Genomic DNA, 21,722 nt, shown 5'->3' on the forward strand with positions numbered 1-21,722 from the left:
CGCGACGGCACGCCTGCCGTGAGCGCTTTCCAGGCTCTGGTCAGCGATCGTCGCATCCAGTAGAGTCGCGCTGACGGCTGGGGGTGGCCGGTGCCGAGGGCAGTTGCCCTATTCATGGAGACTGAAATGCCGCCTGAATTCGTCATGCCCAATTACGTGCCGCGGGTATTCGCCTTGTTCGAGCAGTTCTCCGACCGGCTCGCGCTGGTCCGCGGCGACCGAAAAGCGACGTACGGCGAACTGATCGCCGACGTGCTGCGGATCGCCGCCGGGCTCCGCGACGCGGGCATCCGGCCGGGTGGCAAGGTGCTCGTGATGGCGGCGAACTGCTTCGACGCCCCGGCGCTGCAGCTCGCCCTGCATCTGCACGGCTGCCGTGTGCTGTGGAGTGCGCCGATCACGTCCCGCCGGGAGATCGATCGCTTCGCCGCGCTGGCCGACGCGGATGCTTTCGTGTACGACCAGACGACTGAGCTCGGCCGCGAGCTCGCTCAGTCACTGGCGCCGATGCCCGTCTACACGATGGCGGAGCTCTTCACCGACGGAGCGCCGTACGAGATCGTGGCGACGCCGGCGCCGGACTCGGTGCTGCAGACGAGTGGCACGACCGGTGACCCGAAGCTGGTCCATCACACGCAGGCGTTCTACGAGCAGATCCTCGAGCTGGCGGATGCCTTTGTGGCCAACGGGTTCCCGCTGCTGCGGCACTACTCGGGTTCGCCGCTGTGGCTGGCGAGTGGGCAGATCACGAGCTTCTTCAACCTGTTCACCGGCGGCGTGCTGTTCCTGACCGACACCTGGTCGCCGGAGGAGTTCTACCAGGTCGTCTCGACCGAGCGGATCACGTCGACGTACGTCACACCGCCGATGCTCTACGAGGTTCTCGATCACCCCGGTGGCGAGGATGTCGACTGCAGCAGTCTGTTCATGCTGAACGTCGGGGCCGGTCCGGCGACCCCTGCACGACTGCGGCAGGGGATCGCGCGGTTCGGTCCGGTGCTGCGGATCGTCTACGGGTTGAGCGAGGCGGTCGTCGTCACAGCGCAACCCGGCTTGACCGAGGACCCTGCCCATCCCGAGCGACTCGCGTCCGCGGGGACGGCGTACGGCGATGTGCGGCTGGAGATCCGCGACGACGACGGGAAGGTGCTCGCGCCGGGGCGGACCGGGGAGGTGTGGGTGCAGAGCAAGCTCACCTTCGCCGGGTACCTGGGCAAGCCCGAGCTCACCGCCGAAACGCTGGTGGACGGCTGGCTGCGGACCCGGGATCTCGGGTATCTGGACAACGACGGGTACCTGTTCCTGGTGGATCGGGTGCACGACATGATCGTCACGACGCGGCGCAACTGGGCGATCTTCTGCCGGCCGATCGAGGACGTCCTGGCGAGTCACCCGGCGGTGCGGACGGCCGCGGTCATCGGCGTACCCGATCCTGTCGTCGGCGAGGCAGTCCACGCTTTCGTCGTGACGCGCTCGCCGGTGCCGGCCGAGGAGCTGCGGGAGTTGGTGACGGACACGCTCAACGAGATGTGGGCTCCCGCGGCGATCGACTTCGTGGACGAACTGCCGCTGACCCGGATCGCCAAGGTGGACAAGGTTGCCCTCCGCAAGCTCTACGCGGAACTGCACCCGCAGTCATGACGCCCAGACGCGGACTGGTGATCCTGTTCGTCGCGGACGTGCTGTCCGCGGTCGGCAGCCGGATCTCGATGGTGGCGATTCCGTGGCTGGTGCTGGTCACCACGGGGAGCGCGGCACGGATGGGCCTGGTGGCGGCGGTCGAGATGGTGCCGTACATCATCGCCAGCATCATGGCCGGGCCGGTGATCGACGCTCTCGGCCCCCGGCGTACGTCGGTGCTCGCCAACCTGACCAGCGCGATCGCGGTGGCGGCGATCGCGGCGACCACCGGCCTCGGGTTCGGCGCGCTGCTCGCGCTCGTCGCCGTCGCGGGTGCGTTACGCGGTGCCGCCGACCGGTCCAAGGATCTGCTCGTCCGGCCGATGGCCGAGGCGGCCGAGGTCGAACTCATCCGGATCACTTCGCTCCACGAGGCCTTCGCCCGGGGTGCGACCCTGCTCGGCGCACCACTGGCCGGCCTGCTGATCTACTGGACCGACGCGGCGTCGGTGCTGTGGATCGACGCGGCGACGTTCGCGATCTGCGGGGTCCTCGTCTCGGCATTCGTGCACCCACCGCGGATCGCGGCCGAGACGCAGCGCGGCAAGTACTTCCGCTCGCTGGCCGAGGGCTTCTCCTTCGTCCGGCGGGACGAGCTGCTCGCGACGATGCTCATCACGACGTTCACCATCAACATCTTCGCCAGCGCGAGTACGGCGGTCTTCATCCCGGTCTGGGTCGCCGACGAACTCGGATCACCGGCCGGCCTCGGCCTGACCCTCGGCGCGTTCTCGGCCGGTGCCCTGCTCGGCAGCATCGCCTTCGCCGTCCTCGCCACCAAGGTCCCGCGCTACCTGACCTTCGCCATCGGGGCCTTCGTCGGTGGCAGCCCGCGGCTGCTCGTGCTCGGTCTGAGCGACAACCTGGCCCTGGTCATGGTGGTGACGTTCCTGTCCGGCATCGGCATCGCCGCGATCAACCCCGTCTTCGGCGCGGCGCTCTACGAGCACGTCCCGAAGCACCTGCAGGCGCGGGTGATCGGGCTGGTCGCGGCAACCTCGTTCGCCGGGCTGCCGCTCGGCGCGCTGCTGGCCGGCGAGCTGGTGAGTGCCTTCGGGCTGACTCCGGCGCTGATCGGATCCGGAATCGCCTGTCTGCTGGTCAGCAGCTACCCGCTGATCCGGCGCGGACCCGGCAAGGTTCTCGACAGCCCAGAACCGGTGGAGGTCTCATGAACGAGGACACGGACCCCTACTGTCTCCGGCCCGGCGAGAGCCACGAGCTGCTCGCCGATCACCCCTGGCGGCGGTTCGTCGTGCTCGGCGACAGTGTCGCGGAGGGGTTGTGCGAACCGGTCGACGGCTACAGCGAGCTGCAGTGGGCGGATCGCATCGCGTCCGAGCTGCGCGCCGTACGCCCAGATCTCGCGTATCTCAATCTCGGTGTCAGCGGACTGCGGACGCGGGAGATCCTGTCGACGCAGCTCGAGCCCGCGCTGGTCTTCGGCCCCGATCTCGCCCTGGTGGTCGGCGGTGGCAACGACGCCTTCCCGGCCACGTACGACGCCGACCGGGTCGATCGCGAACTCACGCTGATGATCACCACCCTGCAGGACGCCGGCGCGGTCGTGATGACCCTGGGCATGTTCGACATCTCCTCCAGCCCGGCCGTCGCCGAGTGGCTCAGACCGGGCCTCCGGCAACGAATGCGGACCCTCTCGGACCGGACCGCCGTACTCGCGGACAAGCTCGGCACGATCCACGTGCACCTGACCGACCATCCGCTGTCCACCGACCCGGGGCTCTACAGCTCCGACGGCCGCCACGGCAACGCCCGCAGCGACGCCATCGCGACCGCCGAAACCCTCCGAGCCCTCGGTCGATGGCTCAAGGGACCAGCAGCAGACCGCTCGTCAGCGCCCCCTGCCCCACGTTGACGACCGGGCCGGCACCGGGGACGGTGAAGCGGAGGTAGGCGCCGGACGGGGTTCCGCCGAAGAGGTATGGCGCGATGCAGAACGGTACGGCGGCTTCCTGGGTCTCGCCGGTGGCGATCTCGACGAACTGCATCGTCAGCCGGTCGACCGCGACGTACGACTGCAGGATGTAGCCGCCCTCGGCGATCGCCGCGTCGAGCGCGGCCGCCCACGCGTGCGCCGAGACCTCCGGGCCGACGACGACGCCGACACCGCCGTACGAGCCGGACGGCTTCAGCACCAGGAGGTTCTGGTTGCTGATCGCCCGGCTGCGGCGTTCGGCGGACAGCACCTCCGTGCGTGGGACATGCCGGCGGACGATCCCGGCGTCCTCCGGCGACAGCTCGGCCAGGTCGTCCCAGAGCCAGGCGAAGATCGCCTTGCTGGCCAGCAGCCAACTGGCCGTCTGCGTGAACATGCGCACCTTGTCCGTCCGGACGGCAGTGTGCAGGGCCTGGAGACCGTCGCTCGGTGTCGTGCCTTGCGGGACGAACATCCGCAGTACGGCGTCGATAGGCCCGTCGTCGACGCACAGCCGGCCGGCGTCGTCCAGCGTCAGCCACTCGACCGGGTACACGCGCATGTCCAGACCGAGCTCACGTCCGCGCTCGCTGAACGGCTCGAGCAGCTTGATCATCGCCAGCCCGTCCTGCGAGCCCGGATAGGTCCCGCCGGTGGTGAAGACCATGGCCAGCCGGTCCTTCCCGCTCAGCCGCAGCGCCGTCCGCACCGCCTCGTACCGTGCGTCGACCGCGGACGGCGGCGTCGTCAGCCCGACCTCGTCCAGCACCGGATCACCGGCGTACGCCGCGAGGAACCGCCGCGCGACCCCATCAGAGTCGTGAGCACCACCCAGCGCGCTGTCGATGTTGGCCTCGACCACGTACGGCGTCCCGCCGGCGAGCAGGATGTCCGCACGTACGCCGCCGATCAGCTCCTCGGTCAGCGGCAGCTCCTCGTCGAGCAGGTCGATCGCACCAACCGGCATCCTGAGCGCCCGTCGCAACTCCCCCGCCGTAGTTGCCCGCCGCCAACACGCTGCCAGGATCAACCGCGCAACGGTCGCCGAGATGTCGGTCAGCAACCGGTAGGTGTCACCCGCCATGATCGGCGGCCGCAACGGCCGCCACTGCTTGTTGTGCGTGGCAACCCCGTCGTACACCTGCTGCCACGCCTCACTCCCACGAGCAAGCAGCGCCGAACGAGTTGCCTCGGACAACTGGGGCCACAGATCGGTCATTGTTCCTCCAGTAGGGCGTGAATCGCGGTGACCAGTTGGTCACGGCCGGGTTGGACGGCTCGATCGAGGGCGAGAGCGAAGGGGAGGACGGCTCCGTCCGGGCGGGTCACCCGGCGCGGAGCCGCGTCGAGGTCGAAGCGTTCGGCGGCGACCGCGAGGACCTCCGCGGCGAATCCGCTGGTGTGGTTGGAGTCGTCGATCACCACCAGCCGGCGGGTCCTGGCGACCGATGCGGCCAAGCCCGGGAGATCGAGCGGGTAGACGGTCCGCGGGTCGAAGACCTCGACCGAGATGCCGCGACCGGCCAGCTCGTCGGCGGCCGCCAGGGCGTCCAGGACCAGGTGGCCGAGGGCAACGACCGTGACATCGCTGCCGGGCCGCGCGATCCGGCCGACGCCGAGGGGGACCGGCGCCAAGCTGCTGAAGTCGACGTCGTCACGGACCCCGAGCGCACCGGACGGCGCGAACACGACGACTGGATCATCGTCCCGGATCGCCGACACCAGTAGCCCGTAGGCATCGGCCGGAGTCGCGGGGACGACGGTCTTCACGCCGACGTGAGCGAACAGGGCGTAGGGGTGGTCGGAGTGCTGGCCCGCCCAGCCGGTCCGCGAGCCCGAGCCGGGGACGACGTACGTGACCGGGACCTTGCACTGACCGCCGGTCATCAGCGAGAACTTGTGTGCCTGGTTGGCGATCTGCTCGAAGACCAGGAAGAGCAACGACGGGATCTGGAACTCGATCACCGGGCGCATCCCGGCGAGCGCGGCACCGGTCGCGAAATTGGTGAACGCCTGCTCCGACAGCGGGGTGTCGAGCACCCGATCCGGGCCGAACCGGGCGAACAGCCCGGCGGTCAGGTTGGACGCGGCGACCCGGATGTCCTCGCCCAGCAGGAACACGTCCGGATCCTCGGCCAGCGAATCACCCAGAGCGCGGTTGAGTGCCTTCAAATAGGAGAGTTTCGGCATCAGCGCATGACCTCCGGCGAGGCGTACAAGTACTCGAGTGCGGCGGCCGGATCCGGGTGAGCGCTGCCCAACGCGATGCCGGCCGCCGTGTCGAGCAGAGCCTCGATCTCGGCATCGACAGCGGCCCGATCCTCGACGCTCAGTCGTGCACCTTGGATCTGCACCGGATCCCGGGACCGTCCCTCGGCGAGCTCGTCGGTCGACCGGTAGTCGAGCCGGGCGCGATGCTCGAAGGTGTGGTGCGCGTCGAAGCGGTACGTCGTGCACTCCAGGAACGTCGGCCCCTTCCCGGCCCGGGCCCGCGCGACGGCCGATTCCGTTGCCGCCAGCACCTTTTCGGGATCCTGGCCGTCGACGGTGAAGGCGGGGATCCCGAAGGCCTGCGCGCGACCGGTGATACTGCCCGCGACTGCCGACGACACCGGCATCGTGGTCGCGTAACCGTTGTTCTCGCAGACGAAGAGCACCGGCACCCGCCAGAGCGCGGCCAGGTTGAACGCCTCCAGCAGCATGCCCTCGTTCATCGCTCCGTCGCCGAAGAACGTGACCGCGACCGAGTCACGACCACGCTGCCGCAGCGCCCAGGCCGCACCGGTCGCGATCGATCCGGCCGCGCCGACGATCGCGTTCGCGCCAAGGATGCCGAGACCGAAGTCGGCCGCGTGCATCGATCCGCCGCGGCCTTTGTTCAGCCCGCTCTCCCGGCCCATCAGCTCGGCGAACAGCCGGGCCGGGTTCACCCCGCGGGCGAGCACGTGCCCGTGCCCGCGGTGCGTGCTGGTGATCACGTCGGCGTCCGTCAGCGCCGCACAGACCCCGGTCGCGATCGCCTCCTGACCGACGTACGGATGGATCCCGCCGACGATCTCCCCGGACCGCACGAACTCGATCGCCCGTTCCTCGAACCGGCGGATCAGCCGCACGGTCCGGTAGAGATCGGCTGTCCCCATGGTCAGCCCTTGACCTCGGCCAGGATGGCGTCCCACAACCGGGCGCGGGCGGCGAGCGCGGTGTTGATCGTGTCCGCGCAGGCCTGCCACTTCGCGTCGTCGTCACCGCAGAGGTCGGTGACCATCTGCATCGCCATCGGGGTGTGCTGCTCGCCGTCGACCTCGATGTGCCGTTCCAGGTAGTCGACGAAGGTGTTGAGCTTGTTCGACCGCTCGTTCAGCGCCACCACCTGGGTGAACATGTCCGGGATCAGGTCCTCCCGGCCGAACGCGAACGCGGCCGCCTGGCAGTGCACCGGCGCCTTCTCGATGATGTCCCAGGTCGTCCCGGCGAAGTCGACCGAGGCCTGCGGTACGCCGGCCTCCCGCAACGACTCGACCACCGAGCCGCCGGTCCGCAACAGGTCGATCAGCCGGGAGATGGCGGACGTGTCGGCGCCGGCCTCCTCCATCCCGTTGACGTACAGCTCGAAGTGGCTGATGAAACCGTCACCGAGCTCGTCGCTCTCCTCGACCATCACGATGTCGTTGATCAGCCGGCGGCTCCCGGTGTGCGCGGTCGGGATCCACGGCACGGTCACGCAGGTGAGTTCACGCTGCAGTGACTTCAGCAGCGACATGAAGTCCCAGACCGCGAACACGTGGTACTCCATGAACGTGACCAGTGCTTCGTGCGTGTCCAGGTTGGCGTAGAGCGGGTGCTGGACGACCTTGTCGCGGGCCTCGCCGACGGCCTTCTCCAGCTGCTCGATGCCGGGGTGGGTCTGACCCCAGTCGTAACGTGACATGTCCTGTCTCCTAGCGATCGGCCCAGAGCGTCGGGCAGTAGTCGGGGTCGGCGTAGTCGGGCCGCCCGTCGGAAGTCCGCCGTACCAGGACGTCGTGGTTGTACGCCGCCAAGGTGCCGTCGGACAGCGGGAACTCGCGGTAGTGGTTGTCCCCGTCCTGCAGGTGCAGCGAGATCGCCCGGCGCGGACGGTCGCTGACGTTGGCGCCGCTGCCGTGGTACGTGCGGCAGTGGTGGAAGTTCATGTGACCGCGCGGGATGGTGACCGGGATCTTCGTCACCTCGGCCTGGTTGTACGCCGCGTTCCCGGCCAGCATCTGGTCGAGCTGCGACCGGTCCCGCTCGGCGAAATGGCGTACGACGGTGTCGTCGGAGCCGATCTCCCGCCAGCGGTGACTGCCGTCGACCATCGTGATCGTGCCCATCTCCGGCGGGCAGTCGTGGAACGGGATGAACGCGGTCAGCATCCGGTCCGACGCCGACGACGACCAGTAGTGCTTGTCGAAGTGCCAGGGCACGATGTTCGACGGCTCACCGGAGATCGGCGGCTTGTAGATCAGCGTGGACTGGAAGATCCGGATCTCATCGGCCTGCGCGAGCCGGGCCGCGACCGCACCGATCACGGGCTTGCGGAGGATCTTCGCCAGGCCGTCGTGCTCGTAGTGCACGTAGTCGTTGTGCCGCTGGACGTCACCCTTGGACGGGTCCCAGTACGCGAGCTTCGGCGGTGCTGTCGGCAACGTCCGGTCGCGTTCGCCGGCGTAGTAGCGCTCGCTGGCGTTGACGAGTTCCTCGGTCTCGTCGTCGGTGAGCAGCTTCTTGGACAGGTACCAGCCGTGCTGGTTGTAGAAGGCAACGTCCTCGTCGGTCGGCAGCAGCTCGATCTCTTCCTCGGACAGCTTGAACTCAAGGGTCATGCCTCGGCTCCCGCCAGCTCGCGTTCCTTCGCCTCGTAGAGGGCCTTGATGTTGCCGCTGCCGAACGTCATCGCGCCGCGCCGCTCGATGATCTCCAGGAACAGCGTGCGACGGACGTGCATCGACTCGGTGAAGATCTGCAGCAGCTGACCCCAGTGGTCCCGGTCGACGAGGATCCCCAGTTCCTGCAGCTCCTCGATCGGTGTCTCGACCTCACCGACCCGGCCGGTCAGCGCTTCGTAGTACGTGGGCGGGGTACCGAGGAAGTTCACGCCGCGGCCGGCGAGCGTGCTGACCGCCTCGACGATGTCGCTGGTGCGCAGCGCGATGTGCTGCACGCCGGCGCCCGCGTGCCAGCTGAGGAAGTCGTTGATCTGGCCGGGCCGGCGGTTCGGGTCCGGCTCGATCAGCGTGAACGTGACGTGCTTCGACGGGCTCTGCACGACCTTCGAGTCCATCCCCTGGCCCGCGACCTCGATGTACTCCTCGAAGATCCGCGCGAACCCGAACACGTCCTCGTAGAACTTCGCGGTCGGCTCGAGCTCACCGGACGGGACGCAGATGGCCAGGTGGTCGATCTCGCTGAACAGCTTCTCGTCGGGGCCGCTGGCCGGCTCGGTGATCTGGAAGACGCACGGCAGGAACTCCCGCCGCGGTCCGTGCCGCTCGACCAGTCGGTGGATCACGTCGCCGAAACCCGTCACCTCCGCGACCACCACCGTGGTCTCCTGGCCGTCGGTATAGGTCACCGGTTCGGCGGCCGGCTCGGCTCCCCGCGCCAGCAACTCGGTGAAGGCGACCGACGCGTTGTCGACCTCCAGGCCGATCACGGCGACACCGTCACCGTGCCGCTGCACATACTCGGCCGCCGGATGCCCGGCCACGAGGCCGGAGGTCAGCACGATCTGTACGGCGTCCTCGCGCAGCAGCAGCGACCGCTGGTCCGGCAGGCCCGTCTCCGGACCCCCGTGACCGTGGATCTGCAGACCGAACGCGTGTCCCAGATAGAACGCCGCCTGGCGAGCGTCGCCCACGTACAACTCGACGTGGTCGATCCCGTAGATCTCCATTTAGCCTTTCTCCTCACTGTTGATCTGTGCGACTCGAGGCGCTCGCCTCTCCGGCGTCGTGGCGGTGCCGAGGAGCAGACTGACGTTCTGGCCGCCGAACCCGAACGAGTTCGACAGCGCGTACTCGGGCCGGACTTCGCGTGGTTCCTTGCGGACGTGGTCCAGCGGGCAGGCCGGATCCGGATCGTCCAGGTGGTACGTCGGTGGCACCAGTCCGGTCGCGATCGCGCCCGCCGCGGCCGCGGCCTCGACGACGCCGGAGGTGCCGAGCATGTGACCGGTCAGCGCCTTGGTCGAGCTGACCGCGGGATGGTGATCGCCGAACGCCCGCCCGATCGCGACGGATTCGGCCACGTCCCCGAGCTTCGTGCTGGTGCCGTGGGCGTTGACGTAGCCGACCTGCTCCGGGCGAACGTTCGCGCTCGCCAGCGCTCGCCGCATGCACTCGGCGGCCCCGAGGCCGTCCGGTCTCGGCGCCGTGGGGTGATGCGCGTCCGAGTTCACCCCGTAGCCGGCGACATCCGCGTATCCACTGGCTCCTCGCGCTGACGCGTGCGCGGTGCTCTCCAGGACGAGCAGGGCCGCGCCCTCACTCAGGACGAAGCCGTTGCGGCGCAGGTCGAACGGGCGGCTCGCCTCCGCCGGATCGTCCCAGCCCCGGGCCAGCGCTCGTGCGTTGGCGAACGTCTCGGCGAACGTCGGGAACAGCGGCGCCTCGCTCGCGCCACACAGCACCACGTCGGCTTCACCCGATCGGATCAGCCGGGCCGCGTCGGCGATCGCCTGAGCTCCGGAGGCGCAGGCCGTACCGACCGCCGAGGCGTAGCCGCGCAGGCCGAAGCGGATCGCGACCCGGGCGGCCGGCATGTTCGGCAGGATGCCGGTCAGCAGGTACGGGCTGACGGCGGCGCGACCGCGTTCGGCGCGGGCGAGGACCTGTTGCTCGAGCGTCGCCATGCCACCGACTCCACCGACGATCACGCCGATGCGATCGGGGTCGACGTTCTCACCAACTCGCAGTCCGGCGTCCTCGAGCGCATCCTCCGCAACCAGCTGCGCGAGGATCACAGTGCGGTCCATCACCTTGCCGTCGGGACCACTCGCGATCTTGCCCGCGTCGAACGGCGGCAGTACGCCGGCGAGCTCGATCGACTCGGCGACGGGGTGATCGGCGGGCGGCTTCACGATGCCGGATCGCCCGTGCAGCAAGGCGCCGTACACCTCGCCGATCCCGCGCCCGACCGGGGTGATCAGGCCCATCCCGGTGATCGTCACGGCGGTCATGAGCGTGCCTCGCGGAGGGCGACCTTGCGGACCTTGCCGGTCACGGTGACCGGTACATCCGCTTCCCCGACCACACTGACTCTGCGGATGACCGCGGCAACCTCCTCGCCGACGGCCTGCTTCACCTCGGTGGTGCGGTCCACGTCCGCGGCGTCGGGCGACAACTCGAGCAGTACGTCGGCGACGTACTTGCCGTTGTCCGCAACGATGATCACCGTGCAGTCGGCGACCTCGGGGAGGGCGGCGAGGATGCGCTCCTCGGACATCGACGTGAAGAGCTGCGGACCTTCGAAGCCGGCGACCGCGTCCGGGACCCGGTCGAGGTGGAAGTAGTGGCCGGTGTCGTCGCGATAGACCAGGTCGCCGGTGAGGAACCAGCCGTTCAGGCGGAAGCGGTACGTGTTGACCGAGTCGTTCCAGTAGCCGGGTGAGACCGACGGCGAGCGGAAGCCGAGCAGCCCGACCTTGCCGGGTGGCAGTTCGTCGCCGGCCGAGCTGAGGACCGCGGCCTCGGCGAACTCGTACGGCTTGCCGATGCAGCGGCCGTAGTGGTCGCTGTCGATCGTGTGCGTGACGTGGAAGCCGTTGTGGCCCATCTCGCTCGAGCCGAGCCCGTCCACGAAATGGCTGCCCTTGACCGTCCGGCGACCCTCGCGGGTGACCGTCTCCCGGGTGCCGACGGCAACGAGTTTGCGGATGTGCGGCTCGTGCGCGCAATCCCCGGTGTTGAACCACATCCGGACCGAGTCGAGGTCGTGCCGGCCCAGATCGGCACGCGCCAGACCGGCCCACGTGACCGCGAATCCGTAGACAGCACGGGGTTTCCAGCTCTCGATGTGATGCAGCACGGTCGGCGCGTCCTGGCTGGAGAGCAGCAGCATCTCGGCGCGGTTGCCGAGGACCTGGTTGACCATCAGGATCGTCGCGGTGTGCGGGATCGGAAGGGCGTTCAGAATCCTGTCCGTGCCTTGCGCTTGCGGCATCGTGAGGAGGTGCTTGAGCGCGGCGTACAGGGTGGTGTGCGTGTGCAGAACAGCCTTGGGTACGCCGGTGGTGCCGCTGGTGTGGGTGATCACGATCGGGTCGTCGCGGTGGTGCCGGTAGTGTTCTGGCGCCTTCGCCGGATCACCGCTGCCGAGATCCCTCGGCTCAGCCAGGACGTCGGTCTGCAGCAGCGATCGGTGGGCCGCGTCGGCGAGGACGGCGGTGACGCGCAGGCGCTTGATGTACTCATCCGCGATGGCCGGCGCCATCTTGCCGTTGAGCAGGGCGGGGATGGCGCCGACGCGGGTCAGGGCGAGGAAGCTGAGCACGATGTCCTGCGCCTCGGTGGCCCAGATCGCGACCACGTCCCGCCGGCCGATGCCGTGCTCGGCGAGCCACGCCGTACGGGCCTGGACGCGGTCGTCCAGCTCGCCGAGTGTCAACGGATGCTCGGCCGGGTGGTGGTCGACCGGCGTGTCGAAGGTCAGGCCGGGGCCGGCCGGGTCGGCGCCGAGGGCGATCACCCGGGCGAGGACGTTGCCGGCACCGATCGCCGGATCCGCGGCCAACTGCGCTCTCAGACTCTTCATGCCGGGTCTCCCCCACTCACGATCACGGCGGACGCCTGGTCGGCGCCCACCTGCACGATCAGCACCTGATCGGCATCCCCGTCACCGATCAGCAACGCGGCCTCGTCGAGCCCGCCGTCCGTCACACACACCACCGGGCCCCGCAGGTCCCACTTCGCCGCGATCCACCCGGCCACGCTGTTCGGCACCGACTGGAAGAAGAACAGCGGGCCGATCCGCTTGCCCTCAGCAACCAATTGCTCGACGTGCCGCGCGCTGACCCGGTCGCCACCACTCACCAGCACGACCCCGGTCCGCTCGCTTCTCCCGGGCAGCTGACTCAGACACCGATCCGCAACCACCACGGCCATCGGATTGAAGTCCGACACCACGAACCCCGGCACTCCCGGCGGCTCGCCGTCCCCGGCCTCCGGCCACCATCCCTCGGCCAGCACCACCAACTCGTCGACTTCCGGCAGCCCGGTCATCCGACCCGCACCACCAATGCGGTGTTGGCTCCCCCGAACGCCGAGTTCACCGACATCCCGTACGCCGACCCCGCCGGCCGCGGCACCTCCAGAATCAGATCCACCCCACAGGCCGGATCCGCCTCCAGATAGCCGGCATTGACCGGCAACTTCCCCTCCCGCAACGCCTGCACGGTCACCACGAACTCCACCAACCCAGAAGCCTCCAAGGCATGCCCGTGCAAGCTCTTCGTGGAACTCACTGCCGGCCCGCCGAGCTCCGCTCGGCCCGTCGGGGAGGAGGCGGCACCCGCCCTCCCCTCCGCCACGTCAGCCGGCGTGAAGATGTGGGTGATGGCGGCGGCTTCGGCGGCGTCGCTGAAGACTGTGCCGGTGGCGTTGGCGTTCAAGTAGCCGATCTCGTCCGGTGCGAGGTTGGCTTTGGTCAGGGCTGCTTGGATCGCGGTGGCCAGGCCACGACCGTCCGAGGCCGGTTGGCATGGGTGGTAGGCGTCGCCCGCACGAGCCCAGCCTTTGAGCTCGGCCAGTCCTTCGCCGGCTTCCAGGACGACCGCGGCCACACCGTCGCCCAGCAGCGTTCCTCGACGGTGGAGGCTGAACGGGCGGACTGCTCCGTCGGTGGACAGCGCACGACCGGCGTCGAAGAGGGCGTGCTGGTAGGGCTCGACGAGGTACGCCGCCGCGACGACGACCCGATCGGCCCGGCCGGCGCGGATCAGGGTTGCCGCGTCGGCGAGCGCCGTACTGGCTGAGACACAGGCGCTCGTGTACACGCGGCGTTGGCCGAAGTCGCGGACCGGGGCGGTGTGGAGCGCGAGCAGGAGCGGCGTCGCGTTGCGGTCGACGCCGGCCAGCGTGCACGCGGCGGTGATCGCGAGGTCCAGTTCTTCTTCCAGCGTGCCGGTTTCGGCGGCCGTCGCGGCGTGGCGCACGCGGCGGTTGCCGGTGTCGAAGCGGCTGATCTCGGTGAACGCCGGCGTACTCGCGAGCTGTGCCTCCGGTCCGCGACCGAGCGCGGTCAGGATCGAGAGGCCGGTCACGGAGACCGGTCTGGGATCAGACATGGCTGGTCAGCACCTCGGTGATCACGGTGACCGCGTCGTCGACGGTGGTCATCCGCGTGAGCTGGTCGTCGTCGAGCTCGACGCCGTACCGCTGCTCGACCTGATGGACCAGCCAGGCCAGTTCCATCGAGTCGAGTCGCTCGGCGCCGGGTGGTCGCTCACCGAGGCCGGTCAGCCAGCTGAGAATCTCGGCCCGCCCGGGCGGGGGTGGGGTCGAGTTCATCAGACCTGCTGGGCTGCCCGGCCGGCCACCTCGGTGGTGAACTCGCCGACCGTCATCAGCGCGAGCTGCTCGGACTCATCGTCGGAGAACCGCACTCCGAACCGGTCCTCGACCCGCACCGACAGGTCCGCGAGCGCCAGGGACTCCAGGTCCACGCCGGCCGGCCCGAGGGTGGTGTCGTCGTCGATGCCTTCGGTGTCGTAGTTCATGTCCTGCAGCTGCGCGATGACGAACGCGCGCACCTCGTCCTTCATTCGGATACCTTCTTTCGGTGGGAGATTCCGTACATGTCTGGATGGCGCCCGCCGGCGCCGAGCCACGAACCGCGGCCCACGATCTGCTCCTCCGGCTGGCCGGGACGCTCATCCCCGCACCGGCGCTGCACCACGACACCGACGGCCGCCCGCACATCCCCGGCCTGGCAGTGAGCATCAGCCACACCCATCACCTGATCGCCGTCGCCGCGTCGTCCGCCGGTCCCCTCGGCGTGGACGTCGAGGAGATCCACCCCCGCGAGATCCGCGCCCTCGCGGACCGCTGGTTCGCGCCCGCCGAGCTCGACTGGATGACCTCCCAGCCAGACGAACTGACCGCCTTCCTCCACCTCTGGACCGCCAAAGAAGCAGTAGGCAAAGCCCTCGGCCTGGGCCTCAGAAACTCCGGCCTGCGCCGCCCGATGCCGCTGGGTGGTGGAGTGGTGGAGTCCGCACCTGAGGTGGTGGTGACCTACATCCCGTGGGCGGGCGCGGTGCTCGCGGTCGCCGCGCGCACCGGTCTCGCGGAGATCGTGGTGCATCACGAGGCTGCTTTGCGGAGGGTGGGGAGGTCCCGGACGAGTTTTCCGGTGGTGGTTCGGGGGAGCTGATCCAGCACGTGGAAGGTGCGGGGGCGTTTGTAGGGGGCAACGAGTTGGGCCAGGTCGGTCTCGAGTTGGGAGACCGTGCGGGGCGTGTTGAGCTGGAGGTACGCGGTGATCGCGCCGTCGAAGACGACGACCGCCGCGTCGACACCGCGCAGCGACGCCAGCGTGGCCTCGACCTCGGTGAGGTCGACCTTGAGCCCGCCGATCGAGACCTGCGAATCGAGCCGGCCCTTGATGCTCACCAGTCCGGTGTCCGGGTCGACGACCCCGGCGTCGCGCGTGTGCAGCCACCCCGCGGACCAGCGCGTCGGGTCGGACAGTCCCAGGTACGGCGATTCGGGCCGGCGTACCTGCAGTTCGCCGTCGACCTCGCGGACCTCGATCCCCGGCGCGGGCCGGATCGCCGGCCGGTGTTCGCCGTACAGGTCGGTACCGATCACCCCGACCTCGGTCATCCCGTACATGTTCCCGAGCGGTACGCCGTACTTCTCCTCGAACGACTGCGAGACCGCGCCCGCCACCAGCTCCCCGCCGGTCGTCATCCGCTTGAACTGCGGCAACCGCGGCGGATCCTGCACCGACGCGAGCAGCCCGATGTGGAACGGCACCCCCAGCACCGTCGCCGGAGTCGTGGCTGACCCGATCGCCTGGACGATCGCATCCCCCGTCAGCCGGGCCGGCGGCTCGAGCTCGACGCCCGCGTGCAGGCCGTAGAGCAGACCGCCGACCAATCCGAGCACATGCACCATCGACGGCAACAGGATCAGCCGCTCCCCCCGCTGCGGCACCCCGTCGATCTTCGTGTACCGCAGTACCTCCTCGACCAGATCCTCCGCGGTCCGGCCGATCACCTTCGACGGCCCGGTCGACCCCGAGCTGAGTTGTACGACGGCATGCGACGTGCCGGCCGGATGACCCGAGTAGCTGGCCAGGTCGGTCTCGACCTCCACGAACGTCCGCAGCCCCGCCGGCACCGGCCGCGCCGGCGACACGACCACCTGCGGCACCAGCCGCTCGACCGCCCGGCGGACCTCGTAGTCGGTCAGCCGGTGATCCAGCAGGATCGCCTGCCCACCGCCGCGCCAGACCGCCAGCAAATACGTCACAAAAGCCATCGACGGCGGCAGCCGCAAGGCCACCGCACCACCCGGCCGAAAACCGGCCTGGGCCAGTTCGATGTGCCGATCCCGGACCAATCGGCGCAATTTCTCCCGCTCAACCGGTTCAGCCAACCGAAAGCAAATATCCACCGCCGGACCAGCCAGCAGGACATCGTCGACCCACTCAGCTCCCTGGGTGGTTCCGGGCACCACGACAGCACCGTCCATGGTCATCCGAGCTCCAAAGTCGTTGCACACAAAGGATTCGAAGACCAGAACCTCCACCAAGGCCTGGCGATGACGCGACGATACGACACGATCACACAACTGCGCTACGAACCAGCAGTAATGGCTCCATTACCCCCAGCAATCACCCTGCCAACAGGTATAACTCCCCTTCAACCACACCCATAGAAAGGCGGCGACAGGTTAGCAATTGATCACCCCATTCCACCCACCAAAGGTTTACCTTCAACCCCACACAAAAGAAATCCCCACCCCAAAGGGCCAGCTCCCGAAAAGTTCTCGCACCAACGCGCCAGACCCGTCGAGAAGCAGGTCCGTCACACCCGACCTCGGACCCCACGCCGCTGACGTTGCGGCAACCCACGTGACCCACCTACCTGATCGCCACGTTCCTTCGCGTGTGCGGCAGGCGTGATCCGGTGAGGGCGCCGCGCCGGAGGCGCCAAAAGTCAGCCGCCGCCGAAGGCGGTGTCCTTTGTCAGGCGGGGGTGCCGAGCGCCGTCAGCGCGGTGGCTACTCGGCCGTGGGCTGCGTCCAGGGCGGCTCGGGCGGCGGGGATGGGGGTGCCGGTGAGGAGGTGGACCAGGGCCGGCTTGAGTTCGCCGTCGGCTTCGGCCAGGGCGGCTTCGCAGGCGTCGGGGTCGGCGCCGGTGGCTTCGGCGAGGATGCGGAGCATGCGGCCGCGGAGTTTCTTGTTGGTGGCGACGAGGTCGACCATCAGGTTGGACCAGGTGCGGCCGAGTTTGATCATCAGCGTGGTGGAGAACGCGTTGAGGATCATCTTCTGCGCGGTGCCGGCCTTCAACCGGGTCGACCCGGCGATGACCTCGGGCCCGGTGTCCGCGGCGATCACGATGTCGGCCAGCGGGGCGAGCGGCGCGGACGGATTCGACGTGATCAGCACAGTGGTCGCCCCAGCCGCGCGGGCGGCCTTCAAGGCCCCGGCGACGTACGGCGTACTCCCGGACGCGGCGAGGCCGATCGCGAGGTCCTGACCGGTGACGGCGACCGCGTCGGCGGCGCCGCCCTCCTCGGAGTCCTCGACGTTCTCGACCGCGCGAAGCAGGGCCTCCATGCCGCCGGCGTGGTGGGCGACCACCAGTCCGTCGGGCACGTGGAACGTCGGCAGCAGCTCGGCAGCGTCCAGGACCGCGAGCCGGCCGGACGTCCCGGCGCCGAAGTAGTGCACCCGGCCGCCACCGCGGATCGCCTCCACGGCGGCATCCACGGCGCGGGCCAGCTCGGGGATGACGACGGCGACGGCACCGGCGACCCGGGCGTCCTCGGCGTTCACCATCCGGAGGATCTCACTCGTGCCCACCGCATCGATGGCGAGCGTCCTGGGGTTGCGCTGCTCCGTCGGCGTGGTCACAGATCCGATGTTAGTTTCCTACTGAAGGATTTTCAATTCTGTTCATCGTTGACGGAAATGATTGACGCTGTTACTCGGAGCCTTTGAGCCGGTGACCACGGACCGCGCTCGCGGTCTCCTCGAGCGCCTTCCGCGCGTCCGGCAGCACCTGCTGGGCAACCCCGATGAACAGGCAGTCGATCACTGTCAGCTGCGCGATCCGCGAAGCCATCGCCCCGGACCGGTACGTCGTCTCGCGCGCGGCCGTGGTCAGCACCAGATCGGCCGTCTTCGCCAGCGGTGAGCGCGGGAAGTTCGTCACCGCGACCGTGGTGGCGCCGTGCTTGGCCGCCTCCTCGAGCGCCTCGACGACCTCCACCGTCGTCCCGGTGTGGGAGATACCGATCGCGACGTCACCCTCGCCGAGCAGCGCGGCACTGGTCAGCGCGATGTGTACGTCGGACCACGCGAACGCGACCCGGCGGATCCGGTGCAGCTTCTGCTGCAGGTCGAGCGCCACGAACGCACTCGCGGCGAACCCGTACAGGTCCACCCGGGGAGCGTTCACCACCGCGTCGACGACCTTGCGCAGCGCGTCGACGTCGACCTGCTGCGCGGTCTCGCGGACCGCCCGCTCGTCGGCGAAGGCGACCTTGCTGACCACGTCGGCCAGCGAGTCACCGGGCTCGATGTCGCCGCCCACCTCCGGCCGGATGCTCTCCTGCGCCGACTGGGCCGCCAATTGCAGGCGGAGCTGCGGGTAGCCGGGAACGCCGATCTGCTTGCAGAACCGGATGACCGTGGTCTCCGAGGTGGATGCCACCTCGGCCAGTTCGGAGATCGTCATCGCCGCCACTCCGCCCGGGTCCGCGAGGACCGCGTTCGCCACCCGCTGCTCGGCCGGCGCCAGCGCGGGCATCACCGCGCGGACCCGGACCAGCAGCGGCCCCGTGGGTTCTGGAGAGGAAACAGAGTTCATGACAGCACGGTACGGCGCCCATCCACGAGATGGGGTCACCGACGCGAAAGTCTCCAACCTGTTGCGGTAAATGATTCAGGCGTTCGTTCTCCGTCGAGAAGAACACCAGCATCCGTCGTGATCTTCACACCGTCGAGGTAGACACCGCGGCCTTGATACAGCGGATCCGTGGTGTATCGCCATCTGAGTGTCTGATCGCCCGCGCCGAGCTCGGCGGTCACCTGATGCCAGTGCCGGTCGCCGGACCCGCTGATCGACCCGTCCGTGTCGACCACCGAGCCGCGATCCCGCACGGTGAACGGCACCTTCGTCCAGGTCGTCCCGTCCGTGGACGTCTCCAGATACAGCAGGTCCGAGTCCTCGGTGTCGACGAACAGGTCGAAGGCCAGCTTCGCCCCATCGGCCGGTACGGCGACCTGCGTCGAGAGGGTCGTGGTCGCGTTGTCCGTCGTACCGGAGAACCAGGCGTCTGTGCCGTGCCGCGGACCGACGCCGAGCGACAGCGCCAGCCCTTGGACGACGGCCCAGCGGGCCGGGTTGTTGCTGCCCCAGTTGCGGCTCGGGTGGACCCGGTTGGTGAGCAGGATCGCGAACGAGCGGGAGTCGAAGTCGATCACGATCGACGTGCCGGTGTAGCCGGTGTGGCCGGCCGCGCGCGGACCGGACAGGCCGCCCATGTACCAGCGCTGGTTCAGCTCGAAGCCGAGACCGTGGTCGTTGCCCGGGAAGGCCTGGTTGAAGTTGGTGATCATCGCGGTGACCGAGGATTCCTTGAGGATCCGGGCACCGCCGTAGCTGCCGCCGTTCAGGAACGCCTGGGCCAGCACGGCCAGGTCGTCCGCGGTGCTGAAGACGCCGGCGTGGCCGGCGACGCCACCGAGTGACCAGGCGTTCTCGTCGTGCACCGAGCCCCACACCATGCCGCGCGGCGGCGAGGACTGGAACTCGGTGGCGGCGATCCGCGGCTTCTTCTTCGGGTCCGGGTTGTAGCCGGTGTCGCGCATCCGCAGCGGTTTGGTGATGCCGTCGGCGACCAGCTTGTCGAGTGTCTTGCCGGTCACCCGGTGCGCGACCTCGCCGAGGGAGATCAGGTTCAGGTCGCTGTACAGGTAGGTGCTGCCGGGTGGGTTCTGCAGCTTCGCGGTGAGTGCGAGCTGGAGCCGTTCCTCCGGCGTCTTGCCGGTGCTCCACAGCGGCAGCCAGGCCGGGAACCCGGTGGTGTGGGTGAGCGCCTGCCGGACCGTGATGGCTTCCTTGCCGTTCGCCGCGAACTCCGGCACGTAGCTCGCGATCGGCGTGTCCAGGCCGATCTTGCCCTTCTCGACCAGCTGCATCACCACGATCGAGGTGAACAGCTTCGACACCGACGCCATGTCGAAGATCGTGTCGGTGCGCATCGGGATCTGCTCGTCGGCGGGCAGCTCGGTCCCGTTCCCGTCGGCGTACTTGAGGGCCAGACCGGTCGCCGTCCGGGTGACGATCTTCCCGTCGTGGCCGAGCAGCGTGACCGCGCCGGCGTACAGGGGTTTCGCCGTACCGGCGGGTCTGGTCCAGGCGTCCACCTGGGCCAGCACGGCGTCGATCGGTGCCGGGTCGAGACCGGCCTTGGCGGGGGTCGTGTCACGCAAGAGCGTGCCCTTCGGTGCGTACCCGGTGTACGGGCGGTCGAACCGGCCAGAGTTGTTGCCATTGGCAACCGCAGGACTTGCCATCGTCAGCATCACCGCAGAGGCTACCGTGAGCGCGGCGAGTCTTTTCACCGGTGCGCTCCCTTGTAGAGAAGGTACTTCGCACGGCGGGCCGTCCACGCATCGGTCTCGGACTTCCAGGCGGCGACGATCTCCTCGGCGGTCGCGTCCGCGGTCAGCATGGTGCGGAAGCGGTCCGAGCCGGTGAGCAGGTCGATCCACCGGCCGGGCGGGGTCTCGGCGCGCCAGGCGAACTCCGGATAGAGCTTGCGGGCCTCGACGATCATGTGCGTCGCCGCGGTGATCGCCTCGACCTTGTGCGGGTCGGTGATCTGCACCTGGACGCCGCCGCAGAGCACGTTCGCGTTCTTGCTGATCGTCGGCGTGAAGTACGCCTCCCGGAACGCGACGCCCGGGATCTGCTTCGTCTGCAGCGCCTGCGCCCACCGGTAGTCGACGTACGGCGCCCCGATCAGCTCGAACGGCCGCGTCGTACCGCGTCCCTCGGACATGTTGGTCGCCTCGAACAGGCACAGCCCCGGATACAGCAGCGCGGTGTCGGGCGTCGGCATGTTCGGGCTCGGCATCACCCAGGTCAGGCCGGTGTCGGCGTACAGCTGGTCGCGCTTCCAGTTCTGCACCTCGATGACCTTGAGCTCCTTCAGCCGCGCGCCGCCGGAGTCGAGCGGCAGGTACTCGGCGTTGAACAGCCGGGCCAGCTCGCCCACGGTCATGCCGTGCTGCTGGATGATCTCCTCCTTGCCGACCCCGGAGGTGTACCCGGGCTTCAGCATCGGGCCCCGCGCGTACCCGCCGACCGGGTTCGGACGATCCAGTACGACGAAACGCGCGCCGGTGCGGACCGCGGCCAGCATCGCCTCGTACATCGTCCAGATGTAGGTGTAGAACCGCGCACCCACGTCCTGGATGTCGAAGACCACGGTCTCGACACCGGACTTGGTGTACAGGTCGGCCAGCTTCGTCGCGGTCGCGCCGTACGCGTCGTACACCATGATCCCGGTGCGCGGATCGACGTGATCGCCCTCGGAGCCACCGGCCTGGGCGCTGCCGCGGAAGCCGTGCTCGGGCCCGAAGACCGCGACCACGTTGACCTTCCCGGACGCGTGCATGGTGTCGACGATGTGGTTCAGGTCGGGCAGGATCCCGGTCGGGTTGCTGATCACGCCGACCTTCTGACCGGCCAGCGCCCGCCAGTCGTCGGCGGCCAGCGCCATCGCGCCGGTCATCACCTTGCCGTGGGACGGGCTTGCTTGGGCGGTCTGGAGGTCGACCAGCGGGGCGGCGGCGAGCACACCGGCACCCGCGAGCAAACTGCGGCGCTTCATCAGATCTC

The 21,722-nt window shown here is 69.0% G+C and carries 21 protein-coding genes; 4 read left to right on the forward strand and 17 right to left on the reverse strand.

Annotated features, from left to right (window positions below):
* Positions 1–126: 126 nt before the first annotated feature.
* Genes ACZ6O0_RS22285 through ACZ6O0_RS22295 form a run of 3 tightly spaced genes read left to right on the forward strand, consistent with a single transcriptional unit; the run spans position 127 to position 3,556 of the window.
* Entirely contained in the window at positions 127–1,641 is a 1,515-nt protein-coding gene (locus ACZ6O0_RS22285) for a class I adenylate-forming enzyme family protein (RefSeq protein WP_465766871.1), read from the forward strand.
* On the forward strand, positions 1,638–2,855 hold the full coding sequence (locus ACZ6O0_RS22290) for an MFS transporter (protein ID WP_465766872.1): 1,218 nt from the start codon (positions 1,638–1,640) through the stop codon (positions 2,853–2,855). Before ACZ6O0_RS22285 ends, ACZ6O0_RS22290 begins: the two co-directional genes overlap by 4 nt.
* The gene (locus tag ACZ6O0_RS22295; RefSeq protein ID WP_465766873.1) at positions 2,852–3,556 is read left to right on the forward strand and encodes an SGNH/GDSL hydrolase family protein; all 705 of its coding nucleotides are present in this window, start codon (positions 2,852–2,854) and stop codon (positions 3,554–3,556) included. The genes ACZ6O0_RS22290 and ACZ6O0_RS22295 overlap by 4 nt, the downstream gene beginning before the upstream one ends.
* On the opposite strand, the gene ACZ6O0_RS22300 is transcribed toward ACZ6O0_RS22295, so the two are convergent.
* From ACZ6O0_RS22300 to ACZ6O0_RS22355, 12 genes are read right to left on the reverse strand one after another with little or no spacing between them, the layout of a single operon-like run.
* Positions 3,507–4,835 (reverse strand): hypothetical protein, encoded by a 1,329-nt coding sequence (locus tag ACZ6O0_RS22300; RefSeq protein ID WP_465766874.1) that lies wholly within the window; start codon positions 4,833–4,835, stop codon positions 3,507–3,509. The genes ACZ6O0_RS22295 and ACZ6O0_RS22300 overlap by 50 nt on opposite strands.
* On the reverse strand, positions 4,832–5,806 hold the full coding sequence (locus ACZ6O0_RS22305; protein WP_465766875.1) for an alpha-ketoacid dehydrogenase subunit beta: 975 nt from the start codon (positions 5,804–5,806) through the stop codon (positions 4,832–4,834). Before ACZ6O0_RS22305 ends, ACZ6O0_RS22300 begins: the two co-directional genes overlap by 4 nt.
* Positions 5,806–6,756, reverse strand: a complete 951-nt coding sequence (locus ACZ6O0_RS22310) for a thiamine pyrophosphate-dependent dehydrogenase E1 component subunit alpha (RefSeq protein WP_465766876.1) — start codon at positions 6,754–6,756, stop codon at positions 5,806–5,808. Before ACZ6O0_RS22310 ends, ACZ6O0_RS22305 begins: the two co-directional genes overlap by 1 nt.
* A gap of 2 nt (positions 6,757–6,758) precedes the next feature.
* Entirely contained in the window at positions 6,759–7,544 is a 786-nt protein-coding gene (locus tag ACZ6O0_RS22315; RefSeq protein WP_465766877.1) for a DUF3050 domain-containing protein, read from the reverse strand.
* A gap of 10 nt (positions 7,545–7,554) precedes the next feature.
* Positions 7,555–8,460 (reverse strand): phytanoyl-CoA dioxygenase family protein, encoded by a 906-nt coding sequence (locus ACZ6O0_RS22320; RefSeq protein WP_465766878.1) that lies wholly within the window; start codon positions 8,458–8,460, stop codon positions 7,555–7,557.
* The gene (hppD, locus tag ACZ6O0_RS22325) at positions 8,457–9,530 is read right to left on the reverse strand and encodes a 4-hydroxyphenylpyruvate dioxygenase (RefSeq protein ID WP_465766879.1); all 1,074 of its coding nucleotides are present in this window, start codon (positions 9,528–9,530) and stop codon (positions 8,457–8,459) included. The genes ACZ6O0_RS22320 and hppD overlap by 4 nt, the downstream gene beginning before the upstream one ends.
* Positions 9,531–10,814 carry a beta-ketoacyl-[acyl-carrier-protein] synthase family protein gene (locus tag ACZ6O0_RS22330; RefSeq protein ID WP_465766880.1) on the reverse strand — a complete coding sequence of 428 codons (1,284 nt, stop codon included), beginning with the start codon at positions 10,812–10,814 and terminating at the stop codon, positions 9,531–9,533.
* On the reverse strand, positions 10,811–12,388 hold the full coding sequence (locus ACZ6O0_RS22335; protein ID WP_465766881.1) for a class I adenylate-forming enzyme family protein: 1,578 nt from the start codon (positions 12,386–12,388) through the stop codon (positions 10,811–10,813). Before ACZ6O0_RS22335 ends, ACZ6O0_RS22330 begins: the two co-directional genes overlap by 4 nt.
* Positions 12,385–12,855 (reverse strand): beta-ketoacyl synthase chain length factor, encoded by a 471-nt coding sequence (locus ACZ6O0_RS22340; protein ID WP_465766882.1) that lies wholly within the window; start codon positions 12,853–12,855, stop codon positions 12,385–12,387. Before ACZ6O0_RS22340 ends, ACZ6O0_RS22335 begins: the two co-directional genes overlap by 4 nt.
* Complete coding sequence (locus tag ACZ6O0_RS22345; protein ID WP_465766883.1) at positions 12,852–13,919, reverse strand: beta-ketoacyl synthase N-terminal-like domain-containing protein; 1,068 nt, start codon at positions 13,917–13,919, stop codon at positions 12,852–12,854. Before ACZ6O0_RS22345 ends, ACZ6O0_RS22340 begins: the two co-directional genes overlap by 4 nt.
* Entirely contained in the window at positions 13,912–14,142 is a 231-nt protein-coding gene (locus ACZ6O0_RS22350; RefSeq protein ID WP_465766884.1) for an acyl carrier protein, read from the reverse strand. The genes ACZ6O0_RS22345 and ACZ6O0_RS22350 overlap by 8 nt, the downstream gene beginning before the upstream one ends.
* Entirely contained in the window at positions 14,142–14,396 is a 255-nt protein-coding gene (locus tag ACZ6O0_RS22355; RefSeq protein ID WP_465766885.1) for an acyl carrier protein, read from the reverse strand. The genes ACZ6O0_RS22350 and ACZ6O0_RS22355 overlap by 1 nt, the downstream gene beginning before the upstream one ends.
* 17 nt (positions 14,397–14,413) lie before the next feature.
* Between ACZ6O0_RS22355 and ACZ6O0_RS22360 the strand changes: the two genes are divergently transcribed.
* Positions 14,414–15,007: a 4'-phosphopantetheinyl transferase family protein gene (locus ACZ6O0_RS22360; RefSeq protein WP_465766886.1), complete on the forward strand. Its 594-nt coding sequence runs from the start codon at positions 14,414–14,416 to the stop codon at positions 15,005–15,007.
* Here ACZ6O0_RS22360 and ACZ6O0_RS22365 read toward each other — a convergent pair.
* The 5 genes from ACZ6O0_RS22365 to ACZ6O0_RS22385 all read right to left on the reverse strand — a co-directional run bounded on the left by ACZ6O0_RS22365 (position 14,938) and on the right by ACZ6O0_RS22385 (position 21,714).
* Positions 14,938–16,338 (reverse strand): class I adenylate-forming enzyme family protein, encoded by a 1,401-nt coding sequence (locus tag ACZ6O0_RS22365; protein ID WP_465766887.1) that lies wholly within the window; start codon positions 16,336–16,338, stop codon positions 14,938–14,940. The genes ACZ6O0_RS22360 and ACZ6O0_RS22365 overlap by 70 nt on opposite strands.
* Positions 16,339–16,828: 490 nt before the next feature.
* Complete coding sequence (gene murQ / locus ACZ6O0_RS22370; RefSeq protein ID WP_465766888.1) at positions 16,829–17,722, reverse strand: N-acetylmuramic acid 6-phosphate etherase; 894 nt, start codon at positions 17,720–17,722, stop codon at positions 16,829–16,831.
* Positions 17,723–17,792: 70 nt separating this feature from the next.
* A complete protein-coding gene (locus ACZ6O0_RS22375; protein WP_465766889.1) occupies positions 17,793–18,680 on the reverse strand; it encodes a MurR/RpiR family transcriptional regulator in 888 nt (295 codons plus the stop codon).
* Positions 18,681–18,715: 35 nt separating this feature from the next.
* Entirely contained in the window at positions 18,716–20,401 is a 1,686-nt protein-coding gene (locus ACZ6O0_RS22380) for a serine hydrolase domain-containing protein (protein WP_465766890.1), read from the reverse strand.
* Between the two features lie 35 nt (positions 20,402–20,436).
* Positions 20,437–21,714, reverse strand: a complete 1,278-nt coding sequence (locus ACZ6O0_RS22385) for an exo-beta-N-acetylmuramidase NamZ family protein (protein WP_465766891.1) — start codon at positions 21,712–21,714, stop codon at positions 20,437–20,439.
* Between the last annotated feature and the right edge of the window lie 8 nt (positions 21,715–21,722).

The sequence above is a fragment of the Kribbella sp. NPDC048837 genome, assembly GCF_055586945.1.

Excerpts from the sequence above, each read along its gene's own strand:
- ACZ6O0_RS22285 (WP_465766871.1), top strand. The coding sequence starts at position 127 with ATGCCGCCTGAATTCGTCATGCCCAATTACGTGCCGCGGGTATTCGCC.
- ACZ6O0_RS22290 (WP_465766872.1), top strand. The coding sequence starts at position 1,638 with ATGACGCCCAGACGCGGACTGGTGATCCTGTTCGTCGCGGACGTGCTG.
- ACZ6O0_RS22295 (WP_465766873.1), top strand. The coding sequence starts at position 2,852 with ATGAACGAGGACACGGACCCCTACTGTCTCCGGCCCGGCGAGAGCCAC.
- ACZ6O0_RS22300 (WP_465766874.1), bottom strand. The coding sequence starts at position 4,835 with ATGACCGATCTGTGGCCCCAGTTGTCCGAGGCAACTCGTTCGGCGCTG.
- ACZ6O0_RS22305 (WP_465766875.1), bottom strand. The coding sequence starts at position 5,806 with ATGCCGAAACTCTCCTATTTGAAGGCACTCAACCGCGCTCTGGGTGAT.
- ACZ6O0_RS22310 (WP_465766876.1), bottom strand. The coding sequence starts at position 6,756 with ATGGGGACAGCCGATCTCTACCGGACCGTGCGGCTGATCCGCCGGTTC.
- ACZ6O0_RS22315 (WP_465766877.1), bottom strand. The coding sequence starts at position 7,544 with ATGTCACGTTACGACTGGGGTCAGACCCACCCCGGCATCGAGCAGCTG.
- ACZ6O0_RS22320 (WP_465766878.1), bottom strand. The coding sequence starts at position 8,460 with ATGACCCTTGAGTTCAAGCTGTCCGAGGAAGAGATCGAGCTGCTGCCG.
- hppD (WP_465766879.1), bottom strand. The coding sequence starts at position 9,530 with ATGGAGATCTACGGGATCGACCACGTCGAGTTGTACGTGGGCGACGCT.
- ACZ6O0_RS22330 (WP_465766880.1), bottom strand. The coding sequence starts at position 10,814 with ATGACCGCCGTGACGATCACCGGGATGGGCCTGATCACCCCGGTCGGG.
- ACZ6O0_RS22335 (WP_465766881.1), bottom strand. The coding sequence starts at position 12,388 with ATGAAGAGTCTGAGAGCGCAGTTGGCCGCGGATCCGGCGATCGGTGCC.
- ACZ6O0_RS22340 (WP_465766882.1), bottom strand. The coding sequence starts at position 12,855 with ATGACCGGGCTGCCGGAAGTCGACGAGTTGGTGGTGCTGGCCGAGGGA.
- ACZ6O0_RS22345 (WP_465766883.1), bottom strand. The coding sequence starts at position 13,919 with ATGTCTGATCCCAGACCGGTCTCCGTGACCGGCCTCTCGATCCTGACC.
- ACZ6O0_RS22350 (WP_465766884.1), bottom strand. The coding sequence starts at position 14,142 with ATGAACTCGACCCCACCCCCGCCCGGGCGGGCCGAGATTCTCAGCTGG.
- ACZ6O0_RS22355 (WP_465766885.1), bottom strand. The coding sequence starts at position 14,396 with ATGAAGGACGAGGTGCGCGCGTTCGTCATCGCGCAGCTGCAGGACATG.
- ACZ6O0_RS22365 (WP_465766887.1), bottom strand. The coding sequence starts at position 16,338 with ATGACCATGGACGGTGCTGTCGTGGTGCCCGGAACCACCCAGGGAGCT.
- ACZ6O0_RS22375 (WP_465766889.1), bottom strand. The coding sequence starts at position 18,680 with ATGAACTCTGTTTCCTCTCCAGAACCCACGGGGCCGCTGCTGGTCCGG.
- ACZ6O0_RS22380 (WP_465766890.1), bottom strand. The coding sequence starts at position 20,401 with ATGCTGACGATGGCAAGTCCTGCGGTTGCCAATGGCAACAACTCTGGC.
- ACZ6O0_RS22385 (WP_465766891.1), bottom strand. The coding sequence starts at position 21,714 with ATGAAGCGCCGCAGTTTGCTCGCGGGTGCCGGTGTGCTCGCCGCCGCC.